The sequence below is a fragment of the Zhenhengia sp. genome (assembly GCF_046966505.1).
Classification (GTDB): domain Bacteria; phylum Bacillota; class Clostridia; order Lachnospirales; family Cellulosilyticaceae; genus Zhenhengia; species Zhenhengia yiwuensis.
This window is the reverse complement of the sequence record NZ_JBKVCH010000019.1, coordinates 1-14,969: the sequence shown is the minus strand read 5'-3', so window position 1 is coordinate 14,969 and position 14,969 is coordinate 1. Positions and strand designations below refer to the sequence as shown.

Below are 14,969 nucleotides of genomic sequence, written 5' to 3'. Positions count from 1 at the left end.
TTATTAAATAAAATTTAGTAAGTAAAAGGAGATGGATTTCAATGAAGAAATTTTCAAAAGTATTAGCATTAGGATTAGCAGCTACAATGCTTGGAGGCGTATTCGTAGGCTGTTCTCAAGAACCAGCTGCTCAAGCTGAGGAAAAACCAGCTGCAGAAAAGCCAGCTGAAGAAAAAACAGGTGAGGAAAAGCCAGCTGAAGAAGCAGAAAAACCTGTAACATTAAGAGTTGTATCTCAATTCGGTGGTACAGATCCAAATGCTGTAACATTTGAAAACCACATCAAGAAATTCCAAGAGGATAATCCAAATGTAACAATTGAGAATGAATCAGCTACAGCGGATGAAACATGGAAATCAAACGTTCTTACAGACTTTGCAGCTGGTAATGAACCAGATGTACTTCAATTCTTCACAGATGTTAATTCAAAAACTTTAGTTGAACAAAACAAAGTTGTTTCAATTGAAGAAATCCGCAGTGAATACCCAGACTATGCATCAAATATTAACCCAGCAGCTATGGATTCAGCTAAATGCTATGATGGCAAACAATATGCTGTTCCAACACATGGTTATTATGAGGGAATCTTCTGTAATAAAGATTTATTCGAAGCTAACGGTATTGAACTTCCAACGGATTGGGCTAAACTTGAAGCTGCAATCACAGGATTTGCAGAAAAAGGTATTACACCTATCGCAGCTGCTTTAGGTCATATTCCTCATTATTGGATTGAGCATCTTATCTTAGCTGAAGGTGGCGTACAAGATCATAGCAACAGAGATGTTGCAGCAGTTAAAGAAACATGGGTAAATGGTTTATCATACTTTAAGAAATTTAATGATATGGGTGCATTCCCAGCAGATGCAGCAACAACACAACATGAACTTGTTCAAGCTCAATTTATTGATAAACAAGCAGCTATGTTCGTAGATGGTAGCTGGGCTGTAGGGGCAATGACAGACCCAGATAACACAGTTATTCTCCCAATTCCAAGTACAGGGAATGGTAAAAATGATGGAACACAAATTATTTCTGGTTTCTCAAGTGGTTTCTATATCACAAGAAAAGCTTGGGATGATCCAGCAAAACGTGATGCAGCTGTTAAATTCGTTCAAGCTATGACTACAACAGAAGTAATTGGTGAATTAGTAACAGTAGCTGGTGGCGGTGCTCCAGCAGCTGATGTTGGTGAACTTTCAGGACTTTCTCCACTTGGAGCATGTGGTGCGGCTATGGCTGGTAAAGCATCAGCTGTAGATGGGGCTATTGATGGTTGGTTAGCAAAACCAGCTTGGGAATACTTATTAGGTAAAGTAGCTGGTATTGCAGCAGGTAGTGAAGATCCAGCAGCTGTTGTTGATGAAGTTATTGCTCTTAATACAGCTCAATAATTGAGAATGACAAAAGGTGTATACTTGGGTATACACCTTTTTTATATATTTGTTATTTAATGGTGGATTGAATAAAATTACATAATGTTTATAAAACAGCTTACACTAATAGCGTCACTATTTATCAGCTTTATTTATCAACCTTTATTAAACTTATTTGCTTGACCAGTATTTAAAATGAATAATACAGGGGGAACATCTTATGACGACACATATCCTAGCCAATACGACTAAAGATATAAGCCTAATAGATGAAATGGATATAGGTTTAGTAAAAAAGACGATAGATAAAATAGCAGCTTTCCAAGCTGTTGTACAACAAACTTTAAGAAGAGAACATGATTATGGGATTATTCCTGGAACAATTAAGCCAACTCTGCTTAAACCGGGTGGAGAAAAAATTTGTATGATGCTAGGAATTAATCCTGAATATGAAATGATGGATCACGTACAAGATTATGAAAAAGGTTTCTTTGCCTACATTATTAGGTGTACCCTAAAAAAAGGAATGCGTAATGTTGCACAAGGATTAGGAAATTGTAACTCTTTTGAAAAGAAATATAGGTGGATAAATAGTGATATTATTCCTACAGGAACAGATCCGGAAGATGTAAGGCAATTTATTGATAAATATGGGCGGCTAAGATACAAAATTCCTAATCCTGATCCTTGTGATCTCACGAATACAATTCTTAAAATTGCTAAAAAAAGAGCATTTATTGATGCTGTACTGCAAGTAGCTTCATTAAGTGAAATCTTTACACAAGATTTAGAAGAAATGCAGGATTTTATTAATCAATCAGAAATCGTTGGTACGGAAACAATGCAGCCGAAAGAGGCTGCAGCCATAAAAATTAATTTTGGAAAATATAAGAATAGGACGTTAAAAGAAATCTATAAAGAGGATCCAAATTATTTTGAGTGGATTGCTCTTAATAGTAAAGATGAACTTATTAAAAAAGCATGTGAAGTGATGAAAGAAGCAGCGCATCAAAAAGAAGAATTGGCACCAAAAAAAGAAGTGCAAGGATAAAGCACCTTGCACTTCTTTTTTGGTGGACTAGCGGGATTCATTTTTAAGAAAAAGAGCTAGGGCAGAAGCTAAAAACTTTCTAAAGTACCTTTCAGTTGTATTACGGGATAGGACATAAGTAATACCTGTAGCAGAAACTAAACAAATAAAAAGTCTAACCCACATAGAAGGAATAAAATAGTTTATAGCTATAGGAATACAGAGTAAATACGTATGCAAAATATAAATAGGTAGTGTGTTACGTCCTATCTTACTAAAGAAAGTATTTTTAGCTGTCATCGTATTAGCAAGTACAAATACAAAGGAAAAACCTATGATATAGAGTAAAGCACGGCTAATAAGTCCAAGCCAAATAGGGACAGTATAGGTTTGGAAGGAGTCACTACCGTATAAGAATTCCACAGGGAAAACTTTAAAATAACAAATAAATATTGCAAAGGATAGAGCGAGTAAAATAATGCCGCAAGAGAAGAATCTTGACGGTTTTTTTAATTTGAAAAATCTATCTTCACTTGTAAAATACCCAATTAAAAAGAATGGGAAAAACACTAAAGTACGAGATAAAGATAAGATGCCATTAAACTCACCAAATATGCCTGCTCCAAGGCCTACAATAAAACTAATAGGTACAATATATTTAATACGTACTAGGTCTTTAAGTGAAATTTTCCATAGGAACATACTCATTAGGTACCACAAGGCCCAGCCAGGGGTAATAAAGGAGAATTTATCTAAATCCCATGTAACTATTGCAGCTATACCATTCCAAAGGATATTAAAGAGTAGAAATGGCAAGAAGAAGGTAGTAAAAGCCGTTTGACGTGCCTTATCTACATTTTTGGAAAGGTAACCGGATACAAATACAAAGGCCGGCATATGAAAAAGATAAATAAATACATAGAGTACCTGAGTAATAAAATATTCATCTTTAAAAAGCTCTAAAGAATGACCAAAGACAACCAAGAAAATAAGAAGTCCTTTTAAATTATCTAATAAATCAACGCGCTCTTTCATTCGAGACTCCTTTTAATCCATTCTTTTGCAATAAGCATATGACCTTCAGGCGTAGGATGTACACCATCTATGGTAAAGTAATGTGCATCATGCTCTGGTGTAAGCGAAGCATTAAAAATTTCTTGAAGAGGAATATAAAGGGTGTTATATTCTGCTGCAAGTGACTTTACAATATCAATTTTAGGATTAAGATCTTCAAACCATAGAACTTGTTCTTCTTTATGAGGTAAAAGAAATGGAGACATGAGAATAATTCTAAGGTCAGGCATGCGTTCTAAACTGCTTTCAATAAGATAGCGATAATGATCTCTAAATCTTTCTTCAGAGGTCATAAGATTAAAGTCATAGCGTCTCCAGGTATCATTAATACCTGCAAGGAGAGAAAGAACTGTAGGTTCAAGTCTTAAACAGTCAAATCGCCAGCGAAGTTTAAGGTCAATAGTACGATTTCCATAAATACCTTTATTCATACAACTTACTTGAAGATCAGGATATTCTTTCGTCAAGAAATGATGTATAAGATTTACATAACCCTCTCCGAGATCATTGCGATTTAGTTTATTTCGGCTGCAGTCCGTAATACTATCCCCTTGGAATAGAATGAAATCATTTTTTTGTAAAAACATATGTTGTCTACCCTCCCTAAATTATGATATTTTCATTATATAATAGACCTTTACAATAAGAAAGATGGTCGTTATAATGAGATTATAAATAAGAAAAAGCGATAAAAGAGAAGAGTATATAAGAAGGACATTCAAGAGACTTAGGGATGGTGGAAGCCTAAGATGTACCCTTATAGAAAGAAGTTCTTTTGCTACGGACTGAAAATCTCTAAATTTAGAGGAGTAAGTTTGTGGGGTTATTCCCTTAAAGATAGTAGGAGTGGACTATAGACATATAGTCAACTTAGGTGGTAACGCGGAAGATGTCTTTCGTCCTAAGAGGTTAGGATGAGGGGCTTTTTTTATGTGATTTTTTAAATTTACTATAAAGAAAACGAGAGAGGAAGAGAAAGATGAGTTTAGACAGATTAGCAGATTTAATTTTCCCAGACATTACAAAAACGCCAGAAGATTATATTAATGCCTATCCAAAAAGAGAATTACAAGAAGGTGCTCGCGTAACAAGATACGCACCAAGTCCAACAGGATTCCAACACATCGGTGGTGTATTCGCTGCACTTGTAGCTGAAAGAACAGCAGTTCAAAGTGGTGGTGTATTCTACCTTAGAATCGAAGATACAGACCAAAAAAGAGAAGTAGAAGGTGCGATTGAAGATACAATCCGTACAATGAACAAATACGGTATGAACTTCACAGAAGGTATGACAGGTGAAGATACTTCTATCGGTAACTATGGTCCATACAAACAAAGTGAAAGAGCTGAAATCTACAAAACATTCGCTAAAGACCTTATTAAAAAAGGTTTAGCTTATCCATGTTTTGCAACACCAGAAGAACTTGAAGCACTTCGTGAACGCCAAACAGAAGCAAAAGTAACACCAGGTTACTATGGTGAATACGCAACATATAGAAACTTATCTTCAGAAGAAGCTATTGCAAAAATCGAAGCAGGTGAAAGATACATTATCCGTCTTAAATCACCAGGCAACCCAGAAAATAGAGTAGAATTCCATGACCTTATCAAAGGTGAAACTTCATTCCCAGAAAACAACCAAGATATCGTTATCATTAAAGGGGATGGACTTCCAACATACCACTTTGCACATGCTATTGATGATGCACTTATGGGTACAACACACGTAACACGTGGTGAAGAATGGTTATCATCACTTCCGATTCACGTACAATTATTTGATGTACTTGGATTTAAACGTCCAGAGTACGGTCACATCCCAACAATTATGAAAATGGATGGTGATTCAAGACGTAAACTTTCTAAGAGAAAAGATGCTGAAAGTGCTGTAAGTTACTACGATGAAGAAGGTTACCCAACAGTATGTGTAATCGAATACCTTCTTAACATCATCAACTCTACTTATGAAGAGTGGAGAGCTGAAAACCCTACAGCTGATTATCATGAATTCCCTGTATCACTTGATAAGATGAGTAAAAGTGGTGCATTATTCGATATCATTAAATTAAATGACGTAAGTAAAGACGTTATTGCAAGAATGCCAGGTGAAAAAGTATACGAACTTTACACAGCATGGGCTAAAGAGCATGACAAAGAAATGTATGATCTTGTAACTGCAAATGAAGCTATGGCTAAAGCTATCTTCAGCATTGATAAAGAAGGTCCAAAACCAAGAAAAGACTTCGCTAAATGGATGGACGTAAAAGAAAAAATCACATATTTCTTCGATAACTTCTTCTACGCTGAAACAGTAGATCAGGTAGAACTTCCAAAAGGGATGACAATTGATACTGCAAAAGAAATTATTGCGGCATATAAAGAAGCCTATAAACACAATGAAGAAAGCCAAGAAACATGGTTTGAAACACTTAAAAACTTCGCTATTGAACTTGGATACTGTGCAAACCGTAAAGAGTACAAAGCAAATCCAGATGCATATAAAGGTATGATTTCTGATGTAGCAGGTGCTGTAAGAGCAGCCGTAACACACAGAAGCAATACACCAGACCTTTATACTATTATGCAAATCTTAGGTGAAGAAAAAGTACAAGAACGTTTCGAAAAGTTTTTAGCACTTTAAGATAAATTAAAAATCACAAAATAGGAAGCTAATCCTATCTCTTATAGAAGTATGAGAGATAGGATGGCTTTCTTTTTTTATCCAAAAGAGTTTTGAAAAATAAAAGAGTAAAAAAACTCCCTATTTATCATGGAAGTATAGAGATACTAGGAAGATAAGTAGTCTAAGAATAAAAGAAATGTTTTAGAGATGAAAAAAGCAGGTATATGGCAGAAAATAAGGGCTTTTTTTAGAGGAATACTTGTGGTATGCTAAAAGCAACAGGTAGATATCTTAGATATCAAAAAGAACAAACGAGGTGTTTGATGAGCGCGGTAGTATCTAAATAGATTAATTGAATAGGTAACAATAGTGCATGAAGGAGGGGATTTTATATCCTTTATTTGTAATGCGTATGTTACCACATCTATAGAGATACCATACGACCATTAAACAAATTAGCAGCCTAGAGCAGGTTGCCTCATTAATAGTATCCTTTAAAGGTTATATTAGTGTATATACTATGAGTTTAAGCAGCGTACTTGAGGTAGGCTGCTTTTTTGATATCAAAAATAAGATTTTCTACCGACTGAGGTCGGCATCTTTATAGATATGTTTTTTATAATATAAAGAGACGAGGAGCGTTAAAACATATGAATGAGCATGTATATGAAAAATTACAATATAATACGTTAAAGGAAATTGTGAAGGAGTACTGTGTTAGTAAATTGGGTAAAAGCTTAATAGAAAACCTTAATCCTAGTGGCAATAAAGGTATTGTATGTAACAGATTACTGGAAACTACAGAAGCAAGAGCATTGCTGGACTATTCAGGTAGTGTACCTATTCAAGGGATTGTAGGTATTGATAATTTAGTAGATAAAGTAGAGAAAGATATTATCTTAGATGGCGAGCAACTAACGCATTTTGCCTTATTCCTTAGGGGCTGTAGGAAGATGAAGCAGTATATGCGAGATAAGGAAGGTTATGCACCTACACTTCAAGGTTACAGCATGAGTCTTATAGAGTATCGTAATATTGAAGAAGAAATAGACCAGTGTATTCGTAATAATAGAGTATGTGATGAAGCCAGTAAAGAGCTTAAGAAAATTAGAAGACATATTTCTATTACAGAGGGAAAAATAGAAGAACGTCTAGATAAGTTCTTGAAAAATAGTCAGAACAAGCTTTATATCCAAGATTTCTTTGTGACTAAAAGACAGGGAAGGTTAACAGTGCCTATTAAGGCAGCTTATAAGAATGTAGTTCCTGGTGTCATTGTAGAAAGTACAGCTAAAACTGTCTTTATGGAGCCAAGTACAGTAGGAAAATATACAGAAGAGCTTTTAACACTTCAAGCAGATGAGGCAGTGGAAGAATATAAGATTTTAACTTACCTCACTGGACTTATCTATGAGCATATGGAAGGGCTTAAACTAAATGTTGAAGTCATGGGACAATTTGATATGGTCTTTGCAAAAGGAAAATATAGCAAAGCCATCGAAGGAAGAAGCCCTAAAGTAAATGATTATGGTTACATTAATATTGTAGAGGGAAGACATCCCTTACTACCAGGAAAAGTCGTACCTTTAAATTTTAAGATGGGAAAAGATTTTCGTTCGCTTATTATTACAGGGCCTAATGCAGGTGGTAAGACTATTGTACTAAAAACAGTGGGACTACTTACATTAGCCATGCAGTCAGGTTTCCATATTCCAGTAGGAGAAGGAACTTCCTTATCTGTATTTGATAAAGTGTTTGCCGATATTGGAGATGACCAGAGCCTAGAAAACTCTTTAAGTACTTTCTCATCCCATGTTAAGAACCTAGCAGGCATTATTAGAGAGACTAATAAGTCTACATTATTATTATTTGATGAAATAGGTAGTGGTACAGAGCCAGGAGAAGGTGCTGCATTAGCTATTGCTATATTAGAAGAAGTATATCAAAGAGGCGCTATAACAGTAGCAACCACCCATTATAATGAAATTAAAAACTTTAGTGAGCAACACCCTGATTTTAAAAATGCAGCGATGCAGTTTAATAGTGAGACACTTGAACCACTTTATAAACTGGTTATAGATAAAGTAGGGGAAAGTAATGCCTTATGGATTTCAAGGAAGATGGGTATTGAAGAAGGAATACTGAAAAAGGCTGCTAAGTATATGGAAGATAAGCATTATAACTTAGACTATGTATCAAGTAATAAAGTAAGAATGGGTAAACAAGAAGTAGCTAAAGTTAAAGCCAAAGAAGTTTTATGGAGTAAAGGGGATAAAGTCTATCTTACAAATAAGGAAGACTATGCCATTGTCTACAGTGAGAAAGATAAGTACAATAATTTAACTATTTTTTATAAGAATGAGCTTATAGAGGTTAATGAGAAGCAGGTTACCCTATCTATTAGAGCAGAAGAACTTTATCCAGCTGGTTATGATTTAGACTCTCTGTTTACTTCTTATAAAGATAGAAAACTCGAGCATGACATTGAGCGTGGCTCTAAGAAAACGCTTAAGAAGATTAGAAAGTATGGTATAGAAGAGCTGCGTAAGTAGTTTGCCCAGGAAATATAAGGAGGATAAAGAATGTATATTGTAAGTGCATGTTTAGCTGGTGTGAAATGTAGATATGATGGCAAGGACAATACTTGTGAAAAGGTTAAAGTATTAGTTGAAGAGGGGAAGGCAATTATTGTATGCCCTGAAGTATTTGGAGAATTACCTATACCGAGAAAGCCATGTGAAATTGTCAAAGACGAAGAAGGAAATGAAAGGGTTCTTACTAAAGAAGGTAAAGATTGTACAGAGGCTTTTAAGATGGGGGCTATAAAAACATTAGAAATTGCAAAAGTATTAGGAGCAAAAGAAGCTATTTTAAAAGCCAAAAGTCCTTCTTGTGGATGTGGCAAAATTTATAATGGGGAGTTTAACCGTACTTTAATAGAAGGGGATGGCTTAACAGCAAGACTGCTTAAGGAAAATGGCATTAAAGTCTATACAGAAGAAGAATTAGATTCACTTAGTTAGCATACTGTACGAGTAGGTCTTCATATTATTTAAGTGATATAAAATAAGGTGGAGGCTATAGCGGTGAATAATGAGAACAAGATGATGGATACCCATCAGCTTACAACAGAAGTCGCAACACCAGTAGCAAATGACTTAGCGTCACTAACAACAGGTAAAAAAGTTGGTTATACACTCTTTGCAGATTCTTATTTAAATGAAAAACTTGCACATTTTAATAGAGAAAGGATACCTGAAAGAGTAGTTCATGCAAAAGGAATGGGCGCACATGGTTATTTTGAAGTCACTAATGATTTATCAAAATACACTATGGCAAAGTTTCTTAATAAAGTAGGTAAACGTACGCCAATGTTTGCAAGGTTCTCGACAGTAGGTGGGGAAAAAGGTTCTGCTGATACAGCCAGAGACCCTAGGGGTTTTGCTCTGAAATTCTACACAGAAGATGGAAATTATGACTTGGTAGGGAATAATACTCCTGTTTTTTTCGTAAGGGATGCACTTAAATTTCCAGATTTTATTCATACACAAAAACGAAATCCTCAAACTAACTTAAAAGATGCGAATATGTTCTGGGACTTTCTTTCATTAACGCCAGAATCTTTACATCAAGTAATGAGGCTTTTCTCTAACTTAGGAACACCAAAAAGCCCGCGTTTTATGGATGGATTCGGAAGTCATACGTTTATGTGGTATAACGAAGATGGCGAATATGTATGGGTTAAATATCACTTCCTAACAGACCAAGGTATACAGAACTTCACAGGAGCAGAAGCAGAGCAGATGGCAGGAATCAACCCTGATTACTCTACAGAGGACTTATTTGATGCTATTGAAAGAGGAGATTATCCTTCTTGGAGCGTATATGTACAGATTATGACGCCAGAGGAGGCTAAACATTATAGAGTTAATCCTTTTGATGTAACAAGAACTTGGTATGAAGAAGATCATCCACTCATTCCACTTGGTAAGATGGTACTTAATCGTAATCCAGAAAATTTCTTTGCAGAGGTGGAGCAGGCCGCATTTACGCCACAGGCGTTTGTCCCAGGTATATGGACTTCTCCAGATAAGTTATTACAAGGAAGATTACTTGCTTATCAAGATGCACAACGTTATAGAGTGGGCGTAAATAGTAGACAAATTCCTATTAATGCACCTAAATATGCTAAGATTTATACCACTCAAAGAGATGGGTTTATGAGTGTGGATGGCAATATGGGGGATGCACCTAACTACTATCCAACAACTTTTGCAGATGTAAAGGTCGATCCAGAAGTGGCACCACCTCCAATACCTATTGAAGGTACGATTGAAAGGCATACTATTGAGACTGAAGATGGTGATTTCGTACAACCAGGGGAGTTTTTTAGAGATCATTTAGACCCTGAAGAAAGAGGCCATCTGATTTATAACGTATGTAATAGCCTAAAAAAAGCCAATAAGAGCTTACAATATAGACAGACCGCTTTATTCTACAAATGTGATAAGACATTAGGAAAAATGATAGCTGAACGGCTAGGATTAGATTTTAATAGAGTCAAAGAATTAGCTGACATGACACAGGAACAACGTGTTAAAGCTACCATGCCTGAATAAGGAATTGAATAATAAATTTGGGAGAGTATCTGTAAAAATTTAATTTTATAGATACTCTCTTTTTAGAGAGTAGGAAAGTTCTACTTTTGTATCCCGTAGCATTACTTTCCTATAGATAACTATATAAAAATTATAGAAAGATTTATAATAAGAAAAAAGAGTAAGAAAGGAATTTGTAAAATGGCAGCAGTAAAAACAAATGTAATTAGAATCTTAGATAAAGAAAAGATACAGTATACTTGTGCTTCGTATGAAGTAAAAGATGGAAAGATAGATGGTGTAGCAGTAGCACATAAAATTGGTAAACCTACAGAAGAGGTATTTAAGACACTTCTAGTTCAAGGTAAATCTAAAACGTGTTATGTATGTGTCATCCCTGTAGAAAAAGAATTAGATATGAAAAAGATAAGTGAGTTAACAGGGGAGAAAAATATAGAAATGCTTCCTGTAAATGACCTAATGAAAACAACGGGTTATATCAGGGGAGGTTGTTCACCAATTGGCATGAAAAAAGCCTTTAGAACTTTTATAGATGAAAGTGCAGCTAATCTTGAGAAGATGACATTTAGTGCCGGTAAAGTGGGGGTTCAAGTAGAACTTAAACCAGAAGATTTAATGAATCTAGTAAAAGCTGAATATGCGGCCCTTACAAAAGCATAAACAAAATTAATTTTTTAGTATAAAACCAAAATAATCGGATAAACTAACTACGTAAAACCAATTCAAGAATGTAGGAGGTAAGTAAAATGAAAAGTTCTACGCACCGAAGCATTCAAGATTCTGAGGCCTTAGCAGACAATTCTGCTGGAGATGAGCCAAAAGGAACTTAAGCCTTCTACTTAAATTACCTAAAGTGAATTTGGGTAGGAGGCAGGTTTTATAACACATAAAAGTCTACTTAGAACTGTACTACGGTGTAGGTTTAAGTAGACTTTTTGTTTTGTCAAAAAAAATTTTTAAAAGTATTGACTACTACATAGTGGAAGTGTAATATGTGTGTATAATATATATATACAGTTATAAACAGTTTGAGATAGAGAAAAGAGAAAGGGTGTACTATGGATATTATTATTAGTAATCAAAGTGCTACACCGTTATATTTACAAATTAGTGAGCAGATGAAGCACTTGATTGTAACAGGCGAACTCACCGCAGGAGATATGCTGCCGTCTATAAGAGGATTGGCTAAAGATCTTAAAGTGAGTATTATTACGACTAAAAAGGCTTACGAAGAATTAGAAGCAGGTGGGTTTATAGAAACTTTGCCAGGGAAGGGAAGTTATGTATCAACAGTTAACTTAGACATCCTAAAAGAAGCACAGATTAGTAAGATTGAAGAAAGTTTGCATGACATTATAGAAAGTGCAAAAAAAATAGGGCTTTCAAAAGAAGAATTAAAAGAGAGAATAGAGCTTTTATATGAGGAGGAATAGCTATGAATGTAATAGAAATGGACAATGTAAAAAAGACATTAGGTAACTTTACTTTAGATATACCACATCTTGCGATTAAGGAAGGTTATATTACTGGATTTATAGGACAAAATGGATCAGGTAAGACAACTACGCTTAAACTGATTATGAATCTCTTAAAACTAGATGGGGGACAGATTAAGGTATTTGGAAAAGATGTTGCTACCGAGAGTAAACAAATTCATGAACAGATAGGCTTTGTAGGAGAACCAACAGGGTATATGACAGAGGCAACAATAGAACAGAATAAACAGATGATAGCACCTTTTTATAAAAACTGGGATGATGCCTTATTTAATAAGTATGTAAAAGCTTTTCAGCTTGATACATCAAAAAAAATTAAAGAGCTTTCACAAGGACAAAATAAACAGGCTGCGCTTATTATGGCACTTAGTCATAGACCAAAGTTGATTTTATTAGATGAAGCAACGGCTAACCTAGATCCTGTAATAAGGGCACAGATACTGGATATTCTTATGGAACATATGCAAAGTGAAGAAGTATCTGTATTTTATTCAACACATATTACGAGTGATTTAGATAAGGCTAGTGATTATGTGGTAATGATGAATAATGGGGAAGTAGTACTTTATGAAGATAAAGAGACCTTGGATAGTAAATATCTTATTATTAAGGGGTCAAAGAAAGCACTTAGTAGCGCATTAGAAAAAGAACTGATAGGTATTCAAAAAAATGCATTTGGATTTGAAGGTTTAGCAAGGCTATCTGAAAATATGGCGAAAACTTTGGGAAATGAACTTATATGTGAGAAAGCTAATATTGAGGATATTATGATTTTCACACAAAGGGGAGGAAGAAAATGAGTACAACAGCATTATTAATAAGAAAAGAATTGATGTATCTCTTTAGAAATTTAAAGTTTACATGGATTACCACACTTATACTTGTTTTAGTATTTGCAGTTGCATATCCAGGAGCCAATTTGGTTGCTTGTATTATTGGACCTTACATGTTGGTATATGGTGTAATGGCACACGAAGAGCAAAGTCATAGTGATGTTCTTAATTATACTTTACCTGTTTCAAGGATAGAATTATGTAGAAGTAAATATTTACTTGGTATGATTTATACATTAGTTGTAGCAATAGGGGTATTAGGAATATTAGCCATAGGTATGCAGTTAGCTCCAACGTACTATGAGGTTTTCCGTGTATTAGGGATATTTAATGTTCTTTATATCTTAATAGGGGCAGCGTTAACTTATACGGCACTTATTATACCTATTATTTATAAGTTTGGGTGTATTAAGATGAGAATGATCATGGTACTTACTTATGGAGTAGTCTTTGGTATTTCTTTTAGTGTTACAAATATATTGAAAGAAGTTATACCGCAAGTAAGTGGGGAGATTAATTTTTCCTTAATGGGAGGATGTATACTTACAATAGGAATACTAGCTTATGTAATATCTTACTTAATAAGTTTAAATATCCTTAGGAATAAAGATTATAAGTAGTAGTTTTATATAAAAGTGCCCTAAACTTTTTTAAGGAGGGGGTTCTCCTATCCATTCTAGATATAATGGCATAGAATAAGAAAATGGATAAAGGGGTTGAGGACATGAGTATTACATTTCACAATACAATTGTACATGTATTAGATACTTCAATAGGGCACTATATACTATCTTCAAAAAATCTAGCCTTAGAAGATGAAATAGAAGCTTTTATAACAAAACATATTGGGCATCTATTTGAAAGTAATGAAGTTGCACGTGCAGTTTTTAATGAAGAAGGAGAATTATTTAAAATGATAAAGTCTTATAAAGAAGAGGACTTTTATCAACTCTCTTGTAAGGTGGCAGATAGATTCTTTCAATATATGTTAAATGACAGTTACATCAAAAGTGGTGATGTAGTAGTAAGTAGTTTCACAAGAAACCAAGAAAACTTTTTAGGCATTATCAAGCTAAACTATAGAGAAGCTTTCACCCATCAGATGGATGAGGATGGAGATGGCGTTGCTACAAGTCTTATTAAACAGCGAAGTATCTTTTCCCCTAATAAAATAGATGAAGCGCTTCTTATTAATAAAGATAGTTATGAAGTATGGCTACTAGATAAATCTAAAGAAAAGTATCTTGCACAGTTGTTAGAGATAGAGAATCATCTTTCTATTAAAGAGAAGCTGGTAGTAGTGGAGCATATCACCAATGAAGTAATAGAAGAACATTTTACAAATCCTGTAGAAGTTATTACAACACTTAAAAGTAATATAGCAGAACATATTTTTGAAAATAGTAGCGTACCAGTAGCAGAAGTTATTAAAGAGACTTTTAAAGATTATAAAGAAGTAGAAGAAGAGTGCATGCAAAAAATGGAGCAGTGTGGGTTCAAAGATGAACAAATCGTGCTGACTAATCCTAAAGAAGCTAAGAAGTATATTTCACATAAACTTAAAACGAATACAGGAGTAGAGATTAAATTACCTACACAAATGATTCATGATATAGACTTTATTGAGTTTATTAATGAACCTAATGGAACTATTTCTATTGTACTTAAGAATATAGGAGAAATTATTAATAAATAAATGCAGGGGGAGAACCTAGTATTTGCAAGGGAAAAAGGAGTATAATAAAAAAGTCCTAAAAAACTTTAGAAAAAGTGTTGACTTATAGCAAGGGATACCGTATACTAATACAAGTCAGCAGGGCACAGCGCCACTGAGACACAAGGCATAAAGCCTTGATAAATAAAGAAAAATGAACTTTGAAAATAAAATAGTAACCATTAAACCAGTCGATTCATAAGTCAC

The 14,969-nt window shown here is 34.5% G+C and carries 13 protein-coding genes and 1 other annotated feature; of the genes, 11 read left to right on the top strand and 2 right to left on the bottom strand.

Features of this window, described 5'->3' with window-relative positions:
• Positions 1-41: 41 nt before the first annotated feature.
• Both ACLTBU_RS15715 and ACLTBU_RS15710 read left to right on the top strand, forming a co-directional pair.
• Entirely contained in the window at positions 42-1,391 is a 1,350-nt protein-coding gene (locus ACLTBU_RS15715; protein ID WP_412219871.1) for an ABC transporter substrate-binding protein, read from the top strand.
• 202 nt (positions 1,392-1,593) lie between these two features.
• Positions 1,594-2,424 (top strand): hypothetical protein, encoded by an 831-nt coding sequence (locus tag ACLTBU_RS15710; RefSeq protein WP_249333402.1) that lies wholly within the window; start codon positions 1,594-1,596, stop codon positions 2,422-2,424.
• Positions 2,425-2,451: 27 nt separating this feature from the next.
• Here ACLTBU_RS15710 and ACLTBU_RS15705 read toward each other — a convergent pair whose 3' ends face one another.
• Both ACLTBU_RS15705 and ACLTBU_RS15700 read right to left on the bottom strand, forming a co-directional pair.
• Entirely contained in the window at positions 2,452-3,438 is a 987-nt protein-coding gene (locus ACLTBU_RS15705; protein ID WP_412183389.1) for an acyltransferase family protein, read from the bottom strand.
• Positions 3,435-4,064: an SGNH/GDSL hydrolase family protein gene (locus ACLTBU_RS15700; RefSeq protein WP_249333404.1), complete on the bottom strand. Its 630-nt coding sequence runs from the start codon at positions 4,062-4,064 to the stop codon at positions 3,435-3,437. The genes ACLTBU_RS15705 and ACLTBU_RS15700 overlap by 4 nt, the downstream gene beginning before the upstream one ends.
• Before the next feature lie 92 nt (positions 4,065-4,156).
• Positions 4,157-4,384 (top strand) — a binding site (T-box leader).
• A 72-nt stretch (positions 4,385-4,456) separates the two neighbouring features.
• Here ACLTBU_RS15700 and gltX point away from each other — a divergent pair.
• From gltX to ACLTBU_RS15655, 9 genes are all read left to right on the top strand, one after another.
• Entirely contained in the window at positions 4,457-6,118 is a 1,662-nt protein-coding gene (gltX, locus tag ACLTBU_RS15695) for a glutamate--tRNA ligase (RefSeq protein WP_337529163.1), read from the top strand.
• 632 nt (positions 6,119-6,750) lie between these two features.
• A complete protein-coding gene (locus ACLTBU_RS15690) occupies positions 6,751-8,652 on the top strand; it encodes an endonuclease MutS2 (RefSeq protein WP_412219869.1) in 1,902 nt (633 codons plus the stop codon).
• Between the two features lie 30 nt (positions 8,653-8,682).
• Positions 8,683-9,123 carry a DUF523 domain-containing protein gene (locus ACLTBU_RS15685; protein WP_412219868.1) on the top strand — a complete coding sequence of 147 codons (441 nt, stop codon included), beginning with the start codon at positions 8,683-8,685 and terminating at the stop codon, positions 9,121-9,123.
• A gap of 63 nt (positions 9,124-9,186) precedes the next feature.
• On the top strand, positions 9,187-10,719 hold the full coding sequence (locus tag ACLTBU_RS15680) for a catalase (protein ID WP_412219867.1): 1,533 nt from the start codon (positions 9,187-9,189) through the stop codon (positions 10,717-10,719).
• A gap of 180 nt (positions 10,720-10,899) precedes the next feature.
• Positions 10,900-11,379, top strand: coding sequence for a Cys-tRNA(Pro) deacylase (gene ybaK, locus ACLTBU_RS15675; protein WP_249333408.1), 480 nt, complete (start codon positions 10,900-10,902; stop codon positions 11,377-11,379).
• Between the two features lie 398 nt (positions 11,380-11,777).
• Positions 11,778-12,152: a GntR family transcriptional regulator gene (locus ACLTBU_RS15670; protein ID WP_320650887.1), complete on the top strand. Its 375-nt coding sequence runs from the start codon at positions 11,778-11,780 to the stop codon at positions 12,150-12,152.
• 2 nt (positions 12,153-12,154) lie between these two features.
• Positions 12,155-13,015, top strand: a complete 861-nt coding sequence (locus ACLTBU_RS15665; protein ID WP_412219864.1) for an ABC transporter ATP-binding protein — start codon at positions 12,155-12,157, stop codon at positions 13,013-13,015.
• A complete protein-coding gene (locus ACLTBU_RS15660; RefSeq protein WP_412219861.1) occupies positions 13,012-13,668 on the top strand; it encodes an ABC-2 transporter permease in 657 nt (218 codons plus the stop codon). Before ACLTBU_RS15665 ends, ACLTBU_RS15660 begins: the two co-directional genes overlap by 4 nt.
• A gap of 104 nt (positions 13,669-13,772) precedes the next feature.
• Positions 13,773-14,744: a nucleoid-associated protein gene (locus tag ACLTBU_RS15655; protein WP_412219859.1), complete on the top strand. Its 972-nt coding sequence runs from the start codon at positions 13,773-13,775 to the stop codon at positions 14,742-14,744.
• The last annotated feature ends 225 nt before the right edge of the window (positions 14,745-14,969 follow it).

Coding starts and splice junctions, on each gene's coding strand:
- ACLTBU_RS15700 (WP_249333404.1), bottom strand. CDS start 4,064: ATGTTTTTACAAAAAAATGATTTCATTCTATTCCAAGGGGATAGTATT.
- gltX (WP_337529163.1), top strand. CDS start 4,457: ATGAGTTTAGACAGATTAGCAGATTTAATTTTCCCAGACATTACAAAA.
- ybaK (WP_249333408.1), top strand. CDS start 10,900: ATGGCAGCAGTAAAAACAAATGTAATTAGAATCTTAGATAAAGAAAAG.
- ACLTBU_RS15670 (WP_320650887.1), top strand. CDS start 11,778: ATGGATATTATTATTAGTAATCAAAGTGCTACACCGTTATATTTACAA.
- ACLTBU_RS15715 (WP_412219871.1), top strand. CDS start 42: ATGAAGAAATTTTCAAAAGTATTAGCATTAGGATTAGCAGCTACAATG.
- ACLTBU_RS15705 (WP_412183389.1), bottom strand. CDS start 3,438: ATGAAAGAGCGCGTTGATTTATTAGATAATTTAAAAGGACTTCTTATT.
- ACLTBU_RS15660 (WP_412219861.1), top strand. CDS start 13,012: ATGAGTACAACAGCATTATTAATAAGAAAAGAATTGATGTATCTCTTT.
- ACLTBU_RS15665 (WP_412219864.1), top strand. CDS start 12,155: ATGAATGTAATAGAAATGGACAATGTAAAAAAGACATTAGGTAACTTT.
- ACLTBU_RS15655 (WP_412219859.1), top strand. CDS start 13,773: ATGAGTATTACATTTCACAATACAATTGTACATGTATTAGATACTTCA.
- ACLTBU_RS15710 (WP_249333402.1), top strand. CDS start 1,594: ATGACGACACATATCCTAGCCAATACGACTAAAGATATAAGCCTAATA.
- ACLTBU_RS15690 (WP_412219869.1), top strand. CDS start 6,751: ATGAATGAGCATGTATATGAAAAATTACAATATAATACGTTAAAGGAA.
- ACLTBU_RS15685 (WP_412219868.1), top strand. CDS start 8,683: ATGTATATTGTAAGTGCATGTTTAGCTGGTGTGAAATGTAGATATGAT.